Consider the following 14421-nt stretch of genomic DNA (forward strand, 5'->3'; position numbering starts at 1 on the left):
GCGGAGCGAGTTTGCCACTTCGGTCCCATCAGACACATTGACCGGAAGCATAATGACATCGCCTCGCCTCACACCACTTGTTGAACGCCTTCCCTCCACCGTTCCTTTTGTCGGCCCGGAAACTTTAGAACTACAGCGTGGAAAACCTTTCACCGCTCGAATCGGTGCGAACGAAAGTAGCTTTGGCCCTGCCCCCTCTGTCATCGAGGCGATGAAGCAGGAAGCGTCCGAAGTATGGAAATATGGCGACCCGGAGAATTATGCTCTTCGCCACGCGATTGCCGCGCATCATGGTGTGAAGCCGGAAAACATTATGCCCGGCGCAGGCGTTGATGCGTTATTGGGTCTGGTTGTCCGCCAATATGTCCAGCAAGGCGACAAAGTAATCAATTCGCTCGGCGGCTATCCGACATTTAACTATCACGTTTCAGGTTTTGGCGGCACTTTGCTGACTGTGCCATATAATCAGGACAAGCCTGATCTCGATGCACTGATCGAGAAAGCAAAGCAGGAAAATCCAGCACTGCTTTATATCGCGAACCCCGATAATCCGATGGGTACGTGGCATGAAGGCTCGGATATTCAGTCATTTATTGAGCGAATACCGGAAACCACAATGCTGATACTTGATGAGGCCTATTGTGAGACCGGCCCTGCTTCCGCATTTCCGCCATTTGAACTGGACCGGTCAAACGTTCTTCGGATGCGTACTTTCTCAAAGGCTTACGGGCTTGCGGGCATTCGCGTTGGTTACGTCGTCGGTAACGAAACCGCAATCAGCGCCTTCAACAAAATCCGCGATCATTTTGCTGTCAACCGGATTGCACAAGCGGCCGCCATCGCGGCACTAAAGGATCAGAATTATCTGAACGACGTTGTGTTTAAAATCCACGCGGGTCGTGAACGCATTGCAACAATCGCGGTCAAACATGGGCTTCAACCAATACCATCGGCCACCAATTTCGTGACAATTGATTGCGGTCACGATGGCGCTTTCGCGACCGCTATCCTGAACGGCCTGATTGAGCGCGATGTTTTCGTCCGCAAGCCCGGCGCACCTGTTCTTGACCGCTGCATTCGGGTGAGTGTCGGCGTAGCTGAGCAATTGGATATGTTTGAAGCAGCTCTTCCAGACGCAATCCACGACGCGCAAAAAAGCCTATAGACAATTTAAAAACATCCTAGCTCGCGTTCTGCCTACTTGCGGAGATAATTATGTCAAACCAACTCAACGCCCAGGTTCGTAATCCGGTGTTTGGTACACTTGCCGGCCTGTGTGGTGCACTGGCTATTGCTGCTTACGCAGGAGCCGCACATGGTGGTGAAAACCACTTGAGTGCAATTGCACCACTCTTACTTGGCCATGCCCCTGCTCTTCTGGTCCTTTCATTGATTGTACCCAATAGCCGCGTGGCAAGTATTGGTGGCGCCATACTGATCGCAGGACTGGCACTGTTTTGCGGAGACCTCTTCATGCGCGACATGGCCGGAAGCAGACTATTTCCAATGGCAGCACCAACAGGCGGCAGCCTGATGATTCTCGGCTGGCTCATTGTTGGAGTTAGCAGCTGGTTCAAACCACGCTGATTACCCAAAAAGCACGCCAACAAAAAAGGCCTTGCAGATTTGCAAGGCCTTTTCTCTAAAACGGTGTAAGTTCAAACCGACTTATAAGCCGTCCCAGATCTGATTTATGAATTGCCTTTCAAGCGTGCATTGCAAAGACTGTAATAGCCGCCGCCCTTCTGAACCCATTTAAGGCCACCAAGCGCATTGGCATCTTTCGCGGCATGATACTGTTCAAGGCAAGTATGCATACGAGCCTTACCCGGTGACTCGCTGGAGAATTTGGCAGAAACAGCAGTCGGGAACTTGATGCCCTTCGGTGCCGCAACAGTAGGAGCAGCAGGCTCTGAGTTACCATCCGTGCTCAGTGCTACAGCGTCAGCACCCGGGCCGCATTCAGCTTTGCGGAAATCATTCCATTTTGCGCCACCATCGGTGCCCGCATCTTTGGCAGCCTGATATTTCGTGCTGCACTGCTTCATTGTCAGGCCTTTGGCGGCATCATCAGCAGACGGAGCGGCAGCATTTTTGGCAGGCGCAGCAGCCTTCTTTGCAGGAGCGGCAGGCGCTGCCGCAGCATCATCTCCGCACTGTGTCTTACGGAAATCGTTCCACTTAACATCACCAAGTGTCCCGGCATCCTTGGCCGACTGATACTTCGCGCTACATTCTTTCATGGTCAGCGCACTGGCCTGCGTTGAAAATGCAAAGGCAGATACGCTCAGAATGAATGCGGTCCCAGCCAAAGCTGTAATGGTACGAATAGACATCTCGTCGCTCCCTGTCGGATACGGACTATTGTTTACGATACGTATTACGCGATTGTCGCTCGATGCGACTATTCAAAACCTCGGGTCTTCCTTGCCCTTCTTCAAAATCTCCGAACGTCATATTCGGCATCAATATTGATACTCGGCAAGTTGACTGTCAATCACGCGATTAATATTACCATTGTCTACAATACAAAAATTCTAAACGTCATTCTTAGCGCGTTACAACCGCTCATCGAATATAAGTAAACCTACAGTAATTATAATTCTTTGTCTCAATATTATTACAACAGAGTTAAAATCAGGGATTCGTCACCATGTTTAAGAGAGTAATGATATTTGGCGGCGCAGGTTCAGGAAAGTCCACTCTGGCCCGTTCTCTCGGAAAAATAAGCGGTCTCCCGGTCGTTCACATCGACACAATTTACTGGCTACCCAATTGGACAATGCGCTCACGCAAAGAGATAGAACGTCTTACCACGGAAGTCGCAAATCAAGATGAATGGATCTTTGAAGGCAACCATAGTGAAACAATGGCTTATCGCGCGGAACGTGCTGATATGCTCATCTTTTTGGATATTTCGACACCGAGACGCCTCTGGCGAATCCTGACCCGAACATTTCGTTATTTCGGAAAGTCGCGCCCAGACATGGCCGAAGGATGCAAAGAGCGCTTTGACTGGGAGTTTCTCAAGTTCGCAGCAAACTATCGCAAAAATGGCCGCATTCGCGCACTCACTTTTATGGAAAAGGCACCGTCGCATCTTTCAAAACACCATTTAAGCAGTCCGGCAGAGGTGAAACAATTTCTTGCCAAAACAGAATACGAAATAATCCAAAATAATTCGAAGACATAAGCGCGATAAAAGCGAAAAACGGAACGTAAAATAACAATATTGCTAGCAGTGCAGCAACATTCGCCAGATGCTATATTGGGAGCGTCTCCCAAGACATGGCGCTGGTCATTGGCATTCTGACGATCAAATCAGCGGAAATATATGCAGATAAATACCGGGGTTCGCTCTGGTCATTTCATCTATTCGTTCGTTTTTTTTCGCAGCTTTGGAGTTGATCGTGTCAAATAGTGTCTCCCCACTTGTCGATACTACCAGCCTAATCACGCCGGATCGTCATCGCCTTTATGAAGATGCGATTGCGATGCTCATTGGCACCTCATTCATCGCATTGGGCATAACGCTTTATAGCCAAGCCACGCTGATGACTGGCAGCACCGCTGGAATCGCGCTCCTTATCCAGTATGCAACCGGCATTGGCTTTGGCGCGCTTTATTTTGTGATCAATTTGCCGTTCTATTATTTTGCAGCGAAACGGATGGGCTGGGCGTTTACAATCAGAACATTCATCGCCGTTGCTCTGATGTCGCTCTTCGCAAAAGTCATACCCATGTGCGTTGATTTCAGCTCAATCAATCCGCTGTTTGCAGCACTGATGGGCGGCACGCTTATGGGGATGGGCGTACTTGCCCTTTTTCGTCATCGATCAGGCGTCGGAGGCGTGAACATTTTGGCGCTTTACTTGCAGGACGCCTATGGCATTCGCGCCGGCTGGTTCCAGCTAGCCCTCGACGTTATTATTATGCTCGGTTCCCTGTTCTTTATTCCTTGGGAAAATATGCTGCTATCGCTGGCCGGTGCCGTCGCTATGAATGTCATTATCGCGATCAATCATAAGCCGGGGCGCTATCTTGGCATCAGTTAAACAAAAGCCGCCTCACAGGGCGGCTCTTGTTTAAACTTTGAACCATCTCAGTGCGCCGTCATCCATTCACGTGCGCTACGCAGGGCTGCAGCAAGTTCTGTCTTACTCATGGTAGCAGCAACCTGATTGCGCATACGCTCAGCCTTCTGATTACCACGAATTGCCGCGATATTAAGCCATTTGTGTGCTTCAACCACATCAATCTCACAGTCCCGGCCAACGGCATATTTCAATCCCATTTCCAGTAGAATACGATCTTGAGAACCTGTTTTGCTCTGCTGTGTGACGCTCTGAAACTGTGTCATTTTCTTTGTCCCTGTTAAATCCCGAGAACCGTCCGCTCTTTGTTTCTGAGACTGGCTTTCACCGCCCCGGAACTGTCGGATCTGTCGTTCCGTTCATGATGCTGAGATTACCCAACAGAGTTAAAATGCGCGTTAAACCAGATGCTTAACAACGCGACAACAAAATCCCAACAAGGAGTAAACTTCGGATTTTGTTAAACATCCAAGCTCAATGAATTGCAGCATTTTTCCAAAATGGCAGATTTTTCATCCACAACACTTAGAAACCAGATGATAACCATGGTGCAGATTGGCTTCGTTTAGAACATGGATGGCAACGAATATAACGGCTTCAATTATACCTCTTTCGCTTCGCTTCAAATTCAATTACGTTTACGTTTGCGTAAGTTTTCTGCAAGGCAACATGCCTTGCCGCATTTTGGGAGGAATGCATGATCCGTAATTTTATGATGGGACTGACTGCTGCCGTTGCTCTCACAGCAACCCTCGCCGTACCCGCTTTTGCTGATGAAGCCATCGTCGGCACGTGGAAGCGGCCGAACGGCACGATCATTAGCTATGCGGCCTGTGGTGGCGGCAAATATTGCGGTACGGTTCAGACCGGCGAATATAAAGGCAAATCGATAGGCTCTATGTCAGGCAAGGATGGCAGCTATAAAGGCGAGGTCAACAAGCTCGATGAAGGCAAGACCTATACGGGCAAAGCCAGCGTCAAAGGCAACACCCTTTCGCTCTCTGGCTGTGTAATGGGTGGATTGATCTGCAAAAGCGAAAGTCTCACCCGGCAGTAAGTCCAGAACTAAAAAGGCGGCTTTTCTGCCGCCTTTTTTAATTATCGTGCTTTCTGGCCAAAGAGCACCTTCTGCTCTTCTTCCTTATTAGCTGAAGCCATTGCGCGTTCGCGCTCTTCTCTTCCAACCACAAGACCACGCTGCACGGCGGGTCTCGCGTTCATGGTTTCATGCCAGCGCTTGAGATTTGGGAAATCCTCTAGGCTCTGATCAAAATTTTTGTAAGCGTTGACCCAACCAATGCTTGCCATATCAGCGATGGAATATTCGCCCGCGATATAGTCTTTACCTTCAAGCTGGCGGTTGAGAACGCCATAAAGACGATTGACCTCATTGGTATAGCGATCAATGCCGTACTGCACTTTTTCTGGCGCATAAATGCGGAAGTGTCCTGCCTGACCCGACATCGGCCCAAGTCCACCCATCTGCCACATCAGCCATTCATCAACAGCAACGCGCTTGCGTTCATCCGACGGATAGAACTTGCCAAATTTGCGTCCGAGATATTGAAGAATTGCACCCGATTCAAAGACCGAAATCGGCTCGCCGCCCGGGCCTTCCGGATCAACAATAGCAGGCATGCGATTGTTCGGTGCGATTTTGAGGAAATCCGGCTGGAACTGATCACCCTTGCCGATATTTACATATTTGACCTCATAAGGAACACCAAGTTCCTCGAGCATGATGCTCACCTTGAAGCCATTCGGTGTCGGCCAATAGTAAAGTTCAATCGGTTTTGTCTGCTCGGCCATGGGTCTTATCTCCCGCTTTGTTGGCTTTGTCGGTCATTCCAATGCGAGCTAACATAAGCGCCGTGAATTGCGACACAAGAGCGAACGGATCAAGTTAATGAGACATCAATATTTTTGAACGCTGCATGAATGCAGCTCTCAGCGCCCGTTCAGCAACTAACCTTACAATAATGCGTTATAATCGAAGATCGACTAACTGGGGGAACTATGCTGCTAAGACGCACAACCATCGTATTCATGATGATCGCTGGCTTTGCGATTGTCGCAGGGCTATTTGTTGATCGGAAACAGCATGTTTATCGCGATCAGCCGATCACCGGAGATGTCACCGTAATGCATTTCGGCAGTAGTCATGCGAAAGCACACATCTGAGTAATGGCTGAAACCTGCGACACAAGTAATCGCATTTAAACAGAGACATGCGCGCGTCATGGAGTTTGCTATACTGAGTCATGACACAACGAATCGAACAGCCATTTCTCACTGAGATTAAAACGCCTCCGTTTATGGAGCCGCAAGTTTTTACCGATGCAAGCGCGGCGGTTGTCGCGCTTCGCAAGCTTTATGATCGCAATACCGCGTTTCTCCGCACAGCCTTTGAACAGTTGGCAAAAGGAGAAGTCCGTCCTCAGCGATACCGTGCTTTTTATCCCGAAATCTGCCTGTCAACATCGAGCTTTGCTCATGTTGATACGCGTCTGGCGTTTGGACATGTAACCATGCCGGGCGATTATTCGGCAACGATCACGCGACCTGATTTATTTGAGCATTATCTCAACGAGCAAATTCGCCTGCTTATGCGCAATCATGGGGTGACAGTCACCGTTCGGGAATCGGCCACGCCAATTCCGATCCATTTTGCCTTCATGGAAGGCACTTATGTTGAGGCATCGGTCGCCAATGCTTTCACCCATCCAATGCGCGATCTCTTCGACGTGCCAGACCTCGCCGCAACCGACGACAAGATCGTCAATGCGGATTTCGACCCTATTCCGGGCGAGCCGATGCCGCTCGCGCCTTTCACGGCACAGCGCGTTGACTATTCGCTGCACAGGCTCGCGCATTACACAGCAACAAGTCCGAAGCATTTCCAAAACTTCGTGCTGTTTACGAACTATCAGTTCTATATGGATGAGTTCTGCGCCTATGCACGCAAGCTGATGGCAGATGGCGGCGGTGGCTATGACAGCTTTGTCGAGCCGGGCAATGCGATCACGCTTGCCGGTGAAACCGCGCCAAGCACCGGCGTTGCATTGCAACGCATGCCGCAAATGCCGGCCTATCATCTGCAACGCAAAGATCATTCTGGCATCACGATGATCAATATCGGCGTTGGCCCTTCCAATGCCAAGACGATTACCGACCATGTTGCCGTGTTACGCCCACATGCATGGCTAATGCTGGGACATTGTGCTGGTTTGCGCAACAGTCAGGAACTTGGTGATTACGTACTTGCTCACGCTTACATGCGTGAAGACCACGTTCTAGATGATGATCTTCCGGTCTGGGTGCCCTTGCCCGCATTGGCAGAAATTCAGGTCGCTCTTGAAGAAGCAGTTGAAGAAGTCACCGGCCTTGAAGGCTATGATCTTAAGCGCATCATGCGAACCGGCACAGTTGCGACGATCGATAACCGTAACTGGGAACTGCGCGACCAGCGCGGCCCTGTTCAACGCCTTTCTCAGGCACGTGCCGTTGCCCTCGACATGGAATCGGCCACGATTGCCGCCAATGGTTTCCGTTTCCGTGTGCCCTACGGCACCCTGCTCTGTGTTTCCGACAAGCCGTTGCACGGCGAGCTGAAACTGCCGGGCATGGCGACCGAGTTCTACAAGCGACAGGTTGCACAGCACTTGCAAATCGGCATCCGGGCAATGGAAAAAATCGCAGCCATGCCAGACGAGCGACTGCATTCCCGCAAGCTTAGAAGTTTCTTCGAAACTGCATTCCAATAAGATAAGGCATGCCGGAAGCCCAGCTTTCGGCATCATCATCACGCCGCAATCAGCCGCTACTCGCCAATCATGTCAAAACGCCGCGAAACTTTTGCCTTTGTTCTGCTGATCATTGCCATTCTGGTATCTGTGCCGCTTGTGCTCGGATTCTTAGGATCTGCACATCCGTCATTCGATTCATTTGCCCATTTCCGCTCCCATCTCGCAATCCTGATGGGATTGCTGGCGCTGCCGATTTTGTTCACAACAATGCGGCGTGAAGGTGCGATGATCCTGCTGTTTGCGATCCTTGCTTTCAGCACAACACTTGGTGCGGCACGCAATCTGCTGGATGGTTCATCAGCAGCGCATGCTAATGTGCCAACGAGCGGTGTACGTTATAGTCTTGTGCAAATCAATCTGCGCTATAACAATCCTGAACCCAAGCGCGTTTTGCAAATGATTGCGCAGGAAAAGCCTGATGTCATCGCTTATCAGGAAGCAGGCTCAGACTGGGCGATGTGGATCGATATTCTCAAAGGCACCTACCCTTATCACTTTGAATGTCGCATCAGCGGCAGCAACATGGGCGTAGGTATTTTATCCCGTCGTCCGTTCAGTGAAGGCGGTGCGCAGACATGCCTTGGCGATAACCGCCTTGCAATGACCTCGATTGATTTCAGCGGCATGCCAGTCAATGTTGCATCCTATCATGCCGTGCTTCCGTGGCCGTATGGTCAGGCGGCAATCATTGATAAGCTTGTGCCGGAATTGCAGAAATTGGACGGTGCTTCCGTTATTGCGGGTGATTTCAACGCGACGCCATGGAGCAATGCAGTTCACCGGACAGAAAAGGCTTCCAGTACAAAAGCAATGACCAGCATTGGCGGTTCCTGGATGCCGCAAAGCCTGCCCGTGACGCTCGCGCCATTTGTGGGGCTGCCAATCGACCAAATTCTCGTCAGTGCTGATATCGTAGCACCAGTTGCAGCGACACGCGACGAAGCGGGTTCTGATCACCTGCCTGTCAGGCTTGAGTTTTCAGTTCCGATGCCTGTTCGGCCCAACACAGAAGAGCCCGAAACTCAGTCTGTGATGCTTCAATAAAAAAGGCGGTTTTAAACCGCCTTTTTTAATCACATCCTTACATAGACCGGATCTTCGCCGACATTTTTCTCTACGGCGGACGAGACGGACACTGTTCCTGTAAACATTACATGTTTACATAAACTGGTCCTTCGCCGCCTTGTGGCGGAACCCAGTTGATATTCTGGTTCGGGTCTTTGATGTCGCAAGTTTTGCAATGTACGCAGTTCTGCGCATTGATCACAAAACGTACATCCTTGGCCTGTGGATCAGCAGCAGAATTGCCGTCTGCATCCACCCATTCATAAACCCCTGCCGGGCAATAGCGTGTCGATGGACCTGCGAAAACATCATGCTCTGATGTCTGTTGCAGCTTCATATCGGCGACCTGTAAATGCACTGGCTCGTTTTCGTCGTGATTGGTGTTCGACAAGAACACCGACGACAGACGATCAAAAGTCAGAACGCCATCTGGCTTCGGATAGTCGATCTTCTTGTGCTTTGCTGCAGGCTCAAGGCTCTGCGCATCGGTCTTACCATGCTTCAGCGTACCAAAGAATGAGAACCCAAACAGCTGATTGGTCCACATATCAAGACCACCAAGCGCGACACCAACAACCGTTCCGAGCTTCGACCACAGCGGCTTAACATTGCGGACCATCTTGAGATCTTTACCAATTGCACTATCGCGCCAGCTGCTTTCGATCTCAATCGGTTCATCATTGGCGCGACCAGCGGCCAATGCTTCTGCAATCTTGTCGGCAGCGAGAATGCCCGACAGAACTGCATTATGGCTGCCTTTGATACGCGGAACATTGACGAAGCCAGCCGAACAGCCGATCAGCGCGCCACCCGGGAATGACAGCTTCGGCACCGACTGGAATCCGCCTTCGGTAATTGCACGTGCGCCATAAGACAAGCGCTTGCCACCTTCAAACGTATCGCGGATAGCCGGATGCGTCTTGAAGCGCTGGAATTCCTCAAATGGCGACAGGTATGGGTTCTTATAGTTGAGGTGCAGCACGAAGCCGACCGCAACCATATTGTCTTCAAGATGATACAGGAATGTGCCACCGCCGGTTTTCATATCCAGCGGCCAGCCGAAAGAATGCTGCACCAGTCCCAGCTTATGCTTGGATGGATCAATCTGCCAGAGTTCCTTGAGGCCAATACCGAACTTGGCCGGTTCGCGGCCCTCATCAAGCTTGAACTTGGCGATCAGTTCCTTAGCAAGTGAGCCACGCGCGCCTTCGCCAATCAGCACATATTTGCCGAGCAAGGCCATGCCCCGCGTATAGTTTGGACCATGCGTACCATCGCGTTCGACGCCCATATCACCAGTCGCAACACCGATGACAGCACCTTCATCATTATAAAGCACTTCGGTCGCAGCAAAGCCCGGATAGATTTCTACGCCAAGCTCTTCAGCCTTTGTGCCAAGCCAGCGGCAGACATTACCAAGCGAGACAATATAATTGCCGTGATTGTTCATCAGCGGTGGCATTGCGAAGTTTGGCAGACGTACCGAACCGGCAGGACCGAGCAGCAGGAAGTGATCCGCCGTCACCGGCGTTTTGAAGGGGTGCCCTTCTTCTTCGCGCCAACCCGGCAGAAGTTGGTCAATACCACTTGGATCTACAACAGCGCCCGACAGAATATGCGCGCCGACTTCCCCGCCCTTTTCAAGAACAACGACCGAAAGCTCCGGATTGATTTGTTTGAAGCGAATAGCCGCAGCAAGGCCAGCAGGGCCTGCGCCGACAATCACAACATCAAATTCCATGCTCTCGCGTTCGGGAAGCTCAACCACTTCAGACATTCGTGCCTCCGTCATATTTAGATTTTCCCCTCACTATTTCAGCGCGGGCAATGCATCCAGTTGTTTTTGCTCATGAACCTATCGCAATTGTCGATAACCACCGACAATGACCGGTCCGTTCCCATATTGGTCCTACCCTCTCGCAGAGTTAGGGACTGTCGCATATGCGTCCAATTGTCCAAAAACCCCGCAAATCCAGCATTATAATATTTACCTTAACGTAAACGTCAAATTTTTTCTCTCTGGAATTTAGAATTGGGCCATTCTGCCGCAACAGGCTTTTTACGTAAAGACGATCACTTTAAAGCGGAAAGCTGTGACACGCTCTTGCATTCAGCGTCAAAATTCGTCACCTCATCTAGTGAGGTACAAGAATGAACAACGATCATGAATTGCTGGATATGGAAGGCTTGCTGCGCTTTTATGCGGAAGCAGGTGTCGACATGCCACTTTCAGAGACACCGATTGATCGTTTTGCTGCACCAGCACCAACCATGGCACGGGTGCAAGACGCGCCTGCACCTGCAGCGCAAAGTTCACGATCAGAGCGCTCACAACAGCCCCGCGCGGCGATAGCCCCCTCCCCATCCAGCCGACCTGTTCAAGCTGCGTCAGATGTTCCGGACAATACACAGATAGAGCTAGCACGAGCTGCCGCATCGCAAGCCAATTCATTGGCAGAACTGCGCGATGCACTCGCCGGTTTTGACGGTTGCAATCTTAAATCAACGGCCAAACATCTTTGTTTTGCAGATGGCGACCCATCGTCAGACATCATGTTCATCGGTGAAGCTCCGGGGCGAGATGATGACATGGAAGGGCTACCTTTCATGGGCAAGCCCGGACAGCTTCTCAATCGCATGATTGAGGCTATCGGCTTTAAACGCGAGAACGTTTACATCGCCAATACAATCGCCTGGAGACCGCCGGGCAATCGCGCGCCGACACCGCTTGAAACAGAACTTTGCCGCCCATTCATTGAGCGACAAATTGAACTTGTTTCGCCGAAACTGCTTGTCACGCTTGGCGGCCCTGCGAGTAAAACGCTGACGGGATCGTCAGAAACCATTTTGCGTCTGCGTGGTAACTGGAACATCCACCGGACCGCTTCGGGTACAGAAATTGCTGTTATGCCAACGCTGCATCCCGAATATCTCTTGCGCATGCCTGCTCAGAAGCGCTTTGCATGGCGCGATTTTTTAGCCGTTAAAATGAAACTGGCAGAGCTGAAAGCTTAGTCTTTTTCCTTATGCGGCCAGCGTTTAGCGACATCTGTCACTAACATGCCGCAAACATACATTATTCCGCCGCTTGCACTATATCTGTCTTCAACAGTGATCGTTACAGTGTCTGGGGGAGTTTGTTATGGCCGGTCAGCTTCTACCGATAGCAGCTTTGCTCGCAAGCACATTTCTAATGCTGCTTGCCGGTGGACTTGCCGGTATTTTGCTGCCTATTCGTGGCGGCCTTGAAGGCTGGTCAACAACGACAATCGGCTGGATGGGCACAAGCTACGCGCTCGCTTTTACCATTGGCTGTATTGTCATTCCTCATTTGGTTAAACGCGTGGGACATGTGCGCGTGTTTTCGGCCCTGCTGACACTGCTTTCCATTGCATTACTGCTGCATTCTTTGATTGTAAGTCCCTACGCATGGATGATTTTTCGCGGTATTGCCGGGTTTTCATTGGCCGGCTCTTACATGATCATCGAGAGCTGGTTAAATGAACGTGTCACCAATGAAACGCGCGGCCGTGTTTTCTCGATCTATATGATCATCACGATGCTGGGCTTGATGTGCGGGCAATATATTCTGCCCTTTGGCGACGCTACAACGCAGACGCTCTTCATTATCTGCGCAATCATCTACGCCAGCGCTTTGCTGCCCACAGCACTGTCCAGTGCACAATCGCCCAATCCACTCACGCAGGTTCAGCTTGACCTCAAAGGCCTTTACCGTCGCTCGCCAGCGGCGGCTGTTGGATCGCTTATTGCTGGTATTGTGGCTGGTACCTGGAGCTTTCTTGCTGCGATTTATGGCGGAATGAACGGGCTTTCGACGTTCGGCATCGCCACGATGTTGGCCTGCGCCATGATCGGCGGTGTTATTTTTCAATATCCGCTGGGGCGCGCCTCGGATGTCGTGGACCGTCGTTATGTGATGGTGATAGCGGGTGCAATCGGCTTCATCATATCGATGATTATGATCCTTATTCACCCGACGTCCGCTTACGCCCTATATGGAATGATGTTCCTATTTGGCTCCGTCATCTATCCGATCTATAGCCTCAATGTTGCTCATGCGAATGACTATGCGGATGCCAGTGAATTTGTGAAGGTCTCGAGCGGGCTGCTTATCATTTACGGTGCGGGCAGCGTTATCGGCCCTGCACTGTCTGGTCCGCTTATGGATCTCTTGGGAGCATCCGGATTTTTTGTAACTATGGCTGTCGCTTACGCGGTCTATGGCCTGCACGCGCTGTGGCGTATCCGTCGATATGAGCGCCCAGCTGTCAGCGATCAGAAAACCGAGTTCAAAATCTATACCCCAGACGGGCAACCCACACCGGAAACTATGCAGCTTGACCCACGTTCAGAAGCAACGCCCGGTCAGGCTTAAAACTCACTGCGTTTGCTGTGGTGTATTGGTCTTATGGGGAGCAATCGCCAGCTGATGTTCGCGATAGATTATGTAGCCACCAGCACTCATCACAATTACGCTGCCTAGCAACATTTCCAGCGTTGGAACATCGCCAAAAAAGAAAAATCCTATCCCAAGGCCAAGCAGCATTGATGTGTATTCAAACGGCGCAATGGTGCTCATGGGAGCATGGCGATAACATTCAGTCAGAAGAATTTGCGCCACGCCTCCGGCAACACCTGCTGCGATCAGCATTGCGAATTGCGGCCCGCTTGGCATAACCCAGCCAAACGGAATACTGGCCAGCGAAATGACGGTTGCCGAGATCGAAAAATAAATAACAACGGTCGACGTTTTTTCGGTCTGAACAAGACGACGCACAAGCATCATTGCAAAGGCCGCCATAATTGCCCCGCCAAGTGCCGCGAGAGCGCCCAATGCCTCATTGCGCCCCACTTGCCCTTCTGCGAACAGCGTCATGCGAGGCCATATGATGATTAGAACACCAAAAAGGCCGATAACCACAGCACTCCAGCGATACATTCTGACAACTTCATGCAAAATGACAGCGCCCAGCACCACTGCAATCAGTGGCGAAGCATAATTGATAGCGATTGCTTCAGGCAAAGGCAGCTTGGTCAGAGCATAGAAACTGAGCGTCATAGCTCCAACGCCCACCATTCCGCGCCAGAAATGGCTAAACCCGTGCCGCGTTTCGAAAATACCTGATACCTGCCCACGCATCGCAAAATAGACAAGGATCGCCAGCACTGCGAAAAATGAGCGAAAAAAGATCAGTTGCCCAAGGGGAATTCCGTCTGCGGCTTTGAGCAGCGTCGACATGCCAACAAACACTGCAACCGAAGCAACTTTGAGGCTAATGCCCAACATTGGATTGTTCTGAAGCAGGTCAGGCTCAGTCGTTGCACTGGACTGAGCATTTGCGGAGGCCGCGTCCGGAAGGGACTTCACAACGCAATTCCTTAAACGGGGGATAGACGAATAGGCGGGATATGAACTTCAACGCATCATCCTTAGG

At 51.0% G+C, this 14421-nt stretch carries 15 protein-coding genes; 10 read left to right on the plus strand and 5 right to left on the minus strand.

Translation table 11 applies throughout. The features are described 5' to 3' along the window. Positions 1-52 precede the first annotated feature (52 nt). Positions 53-1165 (plus strand): pyridoxal phosphate-dependent aminotransferase, encoded by a 1113-nt coding sequence (locus tag J2782_RS05755; RefSeq protein ID WP_310010636.1) that lies wholly within the window; start codon positions 53-55, stop codon positions 1163-1165. 50 nt (positions 1166-1215) lie between these two features. After that, positions 1216-1587, plus strand: a complete 372-nt coding sequence (locus J2782_RS05760; RefSeq protein ID WP_310010637.1) for a DUF423 domain-containing protein — start codon at positions 1216-1218, stop codon at positions 1585-1587. Between the two features lie 104 nt (positions 1588-1691). On the opposite strand, the gene J2782_RS05765 is transcribed toward J2782_RS05760, so the two are convergent. Continuing rightward, positions 1692-2336 carry an antifreeze protein gene (locus tag J2782_RS05765; protein ID WP_310010638.1) on the minus strand — a complete coding sequence of 215 codons (645 nt, stop codon included), beginning with the start codon at positions 2334-2336 and terminating at the stop codon, positions 1692-1694. Positions 2337-2653: 317 nt separating this feature from the next. Between J2782_RS05765 and J2782_RS05770 the strand changes: the two genes are divergently transcribed. Together J2782_RS05770 and J2782_RS05775 are read left to right on the plus strand one after the other, a co-directional pair. Continuing rightward, a complete protein-coding gene (locus tag J2782_RS05770; protein WP_310010639.1) occupies positions 2654-3193 on the plus strand; it encodes a P-loop NTPase family protein in 540 nt (179 codons plus the stop codon). A gap of 301 nt (positions 3194-3494) precedes the next feature. Then, complete coding sequence (locus tag J2782_RS05775; RefSeq protein WP_404989606.1) at positions 3495-4055, plus strand: YitT family protein; 561 nt, start codon at positions 3495-3497, stop codon at positions 4053-4055. Between the two features lie 47 nt (positions 4056-4102). Here the strand turns inward: J2782_RS05775 and J2782_RS05780 are convergent, their stop codons facing one another. Then, complete coding sequence (locus J2782_RS05780; RefSeq protein WP_310010641.1) at positions 4103-4360, minus strand: sel1 repeat family protein; 258 nt, start codon at positions 4358-4360, stop codon at positions 4103-4105. 446 nt (positions 4361-4806) lie between these two features. Between J2782_RS05780 and J2782_RS05785 the strand changes: the two genes are divergently transcribed. After that, complete coding sequence (locus J2782_RS05785) at positions 4807-5151, plus strand: DUF2147 domain-containing protein (RefSeq protein WP_404989607.1); 345 nt, start codon at positions 4807-4809, stop codon at positions 5149-5151. Between the two features lie 41 nt (positions 5152-5192). On the opposite strand, the gene J2782_RS05790 is transcribed toward J2782_RS05785, so the two are convergent. Continuing rightward, positions 5193-5903, minus strand: coding sequence for a glutathione S-transferase N-terminal domain-containing protein (locus J2782_RS05790; RefSeq protein ID WP_310010643.1), 711 nt, complete (start codon positions 5901-5903; stop codon positions 5193-5195). A 207-nt stretch (positions 5904-6110) separates the two neighbouring features. Between J2782_RS05790 and J2782_RS05795 the strand changes: the two genes are divergently transcribed. The 3 genes from J2782_RS05795 to J2782_RS05805 all read left to right on the plus strand — a co-directional run bounded on the left by J2782_RS05795 (position 6111) and on the right by J2782_RS05805 (position 8944). Further along, positions 6111-6275, plus strand: coding sequence for a hypothetical protein (locus J2782_RS05795; protein WP_310010645.1), 165 nt, complete (start codon positions 6111-6113; stop codon positions 6273-6275). Positions 6276-6355: 80 nt separating this feature from the next. Continuing rightward, on the plus strand, positions 6356-7858 hold the full coding sequence (locus J2782_RS05800) for an AMP nucleosidase (protein WP_310010647.1): 1503 nt from the start codon (positions 6356-6358) through the stop codon (positions 7856-7858). A 69-nt stretch (positions 7859-7927) separates the two neighbouring features. Beyond that, the gene (locus tag J2782_RS05805; protein WP_310010648.1) at positions 7928-8944 is read left to right on the plus strand and encodes an endonuclease/exonuclease/phosphatase family protein; all 1017 of its coding nucleotides are present in this window, start codon (positions 7928-7930) and stop codon (positions 8942-8944) included. Positions 8945-9050: 106 nt separating this feature from the next. On the opposite strand, the gene J2782_RS05810 is transcribed toward J2782_RS05805, so the two are convergent. Next, a complete protein-coding gene (locus J2782_RS05810; RefSeq protein ID WP_310010649.1) occupies positions 9051-10742 on the minus strand; it encodes an electron transfer flavoprotein-ubiquinone oxidoreductase in 1692 nt (563 codons plus the stop codon). Positions 10743-11116: 374 nt separating this feature from the next. Here J2782_RS05810 and J2782_RS05815 point away from each other — a divergent pair, with 374 nt between their 5' ends. After that, the gene (locus tag J2782_RS05815; RefSeq protein ID WP_310010651.1) at positions 11117-11980 is read left to right on the plus strand and encodes a uracil-DNA glycosylase; all 864 of its coding nucleotides are present in this window, start codon (positions 11117-11119) and stop codon (positions 11978-11980) included. Positions 11981-12107: 127 nt separating this feature from the next. Continuing rightward, a complete protein-coding gene (locus J2782_RS05820; protein WP_310010652.1) occupies positions 12108-13361 on the plus strand; it encodes an MFS transporter in 1254 nt (417 codons plus the stop codon). A 3-nt stretch (positions 13362-13364) separates the two neighbouring features. Here J2782_RS05820 and J2782_RS05825 read toward each other — a convergent pair whose 3' ends face one another. Beyond that, positions 13365-14273, minus strand: a complete 909-nt coding sequence (locus tag J2782_RS05825) for a DMT family transporter (protein ID WP_310011100.1) — start codon at positions 14271-14273, stop codon at positions 13365-13367. Positions 14274-14421: the final 148 nt, after the last annotated feature.

The sequence above is a fragment of the Brucella pseudogrignonensis genome (assembly GCF_031454375.1).
GTDB lineage: Bacteria > Pseudomonadota > Alphaproteobacteria > Rhizobiales > Rhizobiaceae > Brucella > Brucella pseudogrignonensis_A.

Bases quoted from the DNA above. Each gene is read 5' to 3' on its own strand.
- J2782_RS05755 (WP_310010636.1), top strand. From the start codon at position 53: ATGACATCGCCTCGCCTCACACCACTTGTTGAACGCCTTCCCTCCACC.
- J2782_RS05760 (WP_310010637.1), top strand. From the start codon at position 1,216: ATGTCAAACCAACTCAACGCCCAGGTTCGTAATCCGGTGTTTGGTACA.
- J2782_RS05765 (WP_310010638.1), bottom strand. From the start codon at position 2,336: ATGTCTATTCGTACCATTACAGCTTTGGCTGGGACCGCATTCATTCTG.
- J2782_RS05770 (WP_310010639.1), top strand. From the start codon at position 2,654: ATGTTTAAGAGAGTAATGATATTTGGCGGCGCAGGTTCAGGAAAGTCC.
- J2782_RS05775 (WP_404989606.1), top strand. From the start codon at position 3,495: ATGCTCATTGGCACCTCATTCATCGCATTGGGCATAACGCTTTATAGC.
- J2782_RS05780 (WP_310010641.1), bottom strand. From the start codon at position 4,360: ATGACACAGTTTCAGAGCGTCACACAGCAGAGCAAAACAGGTTCTCAA.
- J2782_RS05785 (WP_404989607.1), top strand. From the start codon at position 4,807: ATGATGGGACTGACTGCTGCCGTTGCTCTCACAGCAACCCTCGCCGTA.
- J2782_RS05790 (WP_310010643.1), bottom strand. From the start codon at position 5,903: ATGGCCGAGCAGACAAAACCGATTGAACTTTACTATTGGCCGACACCG.
- J2782_RS05795 (WP_310010645.1), top strand. From the start codon at position 6,111: ATGCTGCTAAGACGCACAACCATCGTATTCATGATGATCGCTGGCTTT.
- J2782_RS05800 (WP_310010647.1), top strand. From the start codon at position 6,356: ATGACACAACGAATCGAACAGCCATTTCTCACTGAGATTAAAACGCCT.
- J2782_RS05805 (WP_310010648.1), top strand. From the start codon at position 7,928: ATGTCAAAACGCCGCGAAACTTTTGCCTTTGTTCTGCTGATCATTGCC.
- J2782_RS05810 (WP_310010649.1), bottom strand. From the start codon at position 10,742: ATGTCTGAAGTGGTTGAGCTTCCCGAACGCGAGAGCATGGAATTTGAT.
- J2782_RS05815 (WP_310010651.1), top strand. From the start codon at position 11,117: ATGAACAACGATCATGAATTGCTGGATATGGAAGGCTTGCTGCGCTTT.
- J2782_RS05820 (WP_310010652.1), top strand. From the start codon at position 12,108: ATGGCCGGTCAGCTTCTACCGATAGCAGCTTTGCTCGCAAGCACATTT.
- J2782_RS05825 (WP_310011100.1), bottom strand. From the start codon at position 14,273: ATGTTGGGCATTAGCCTCAAAGTTGCTTCGGTTGCAGTGTTTGTTGGC.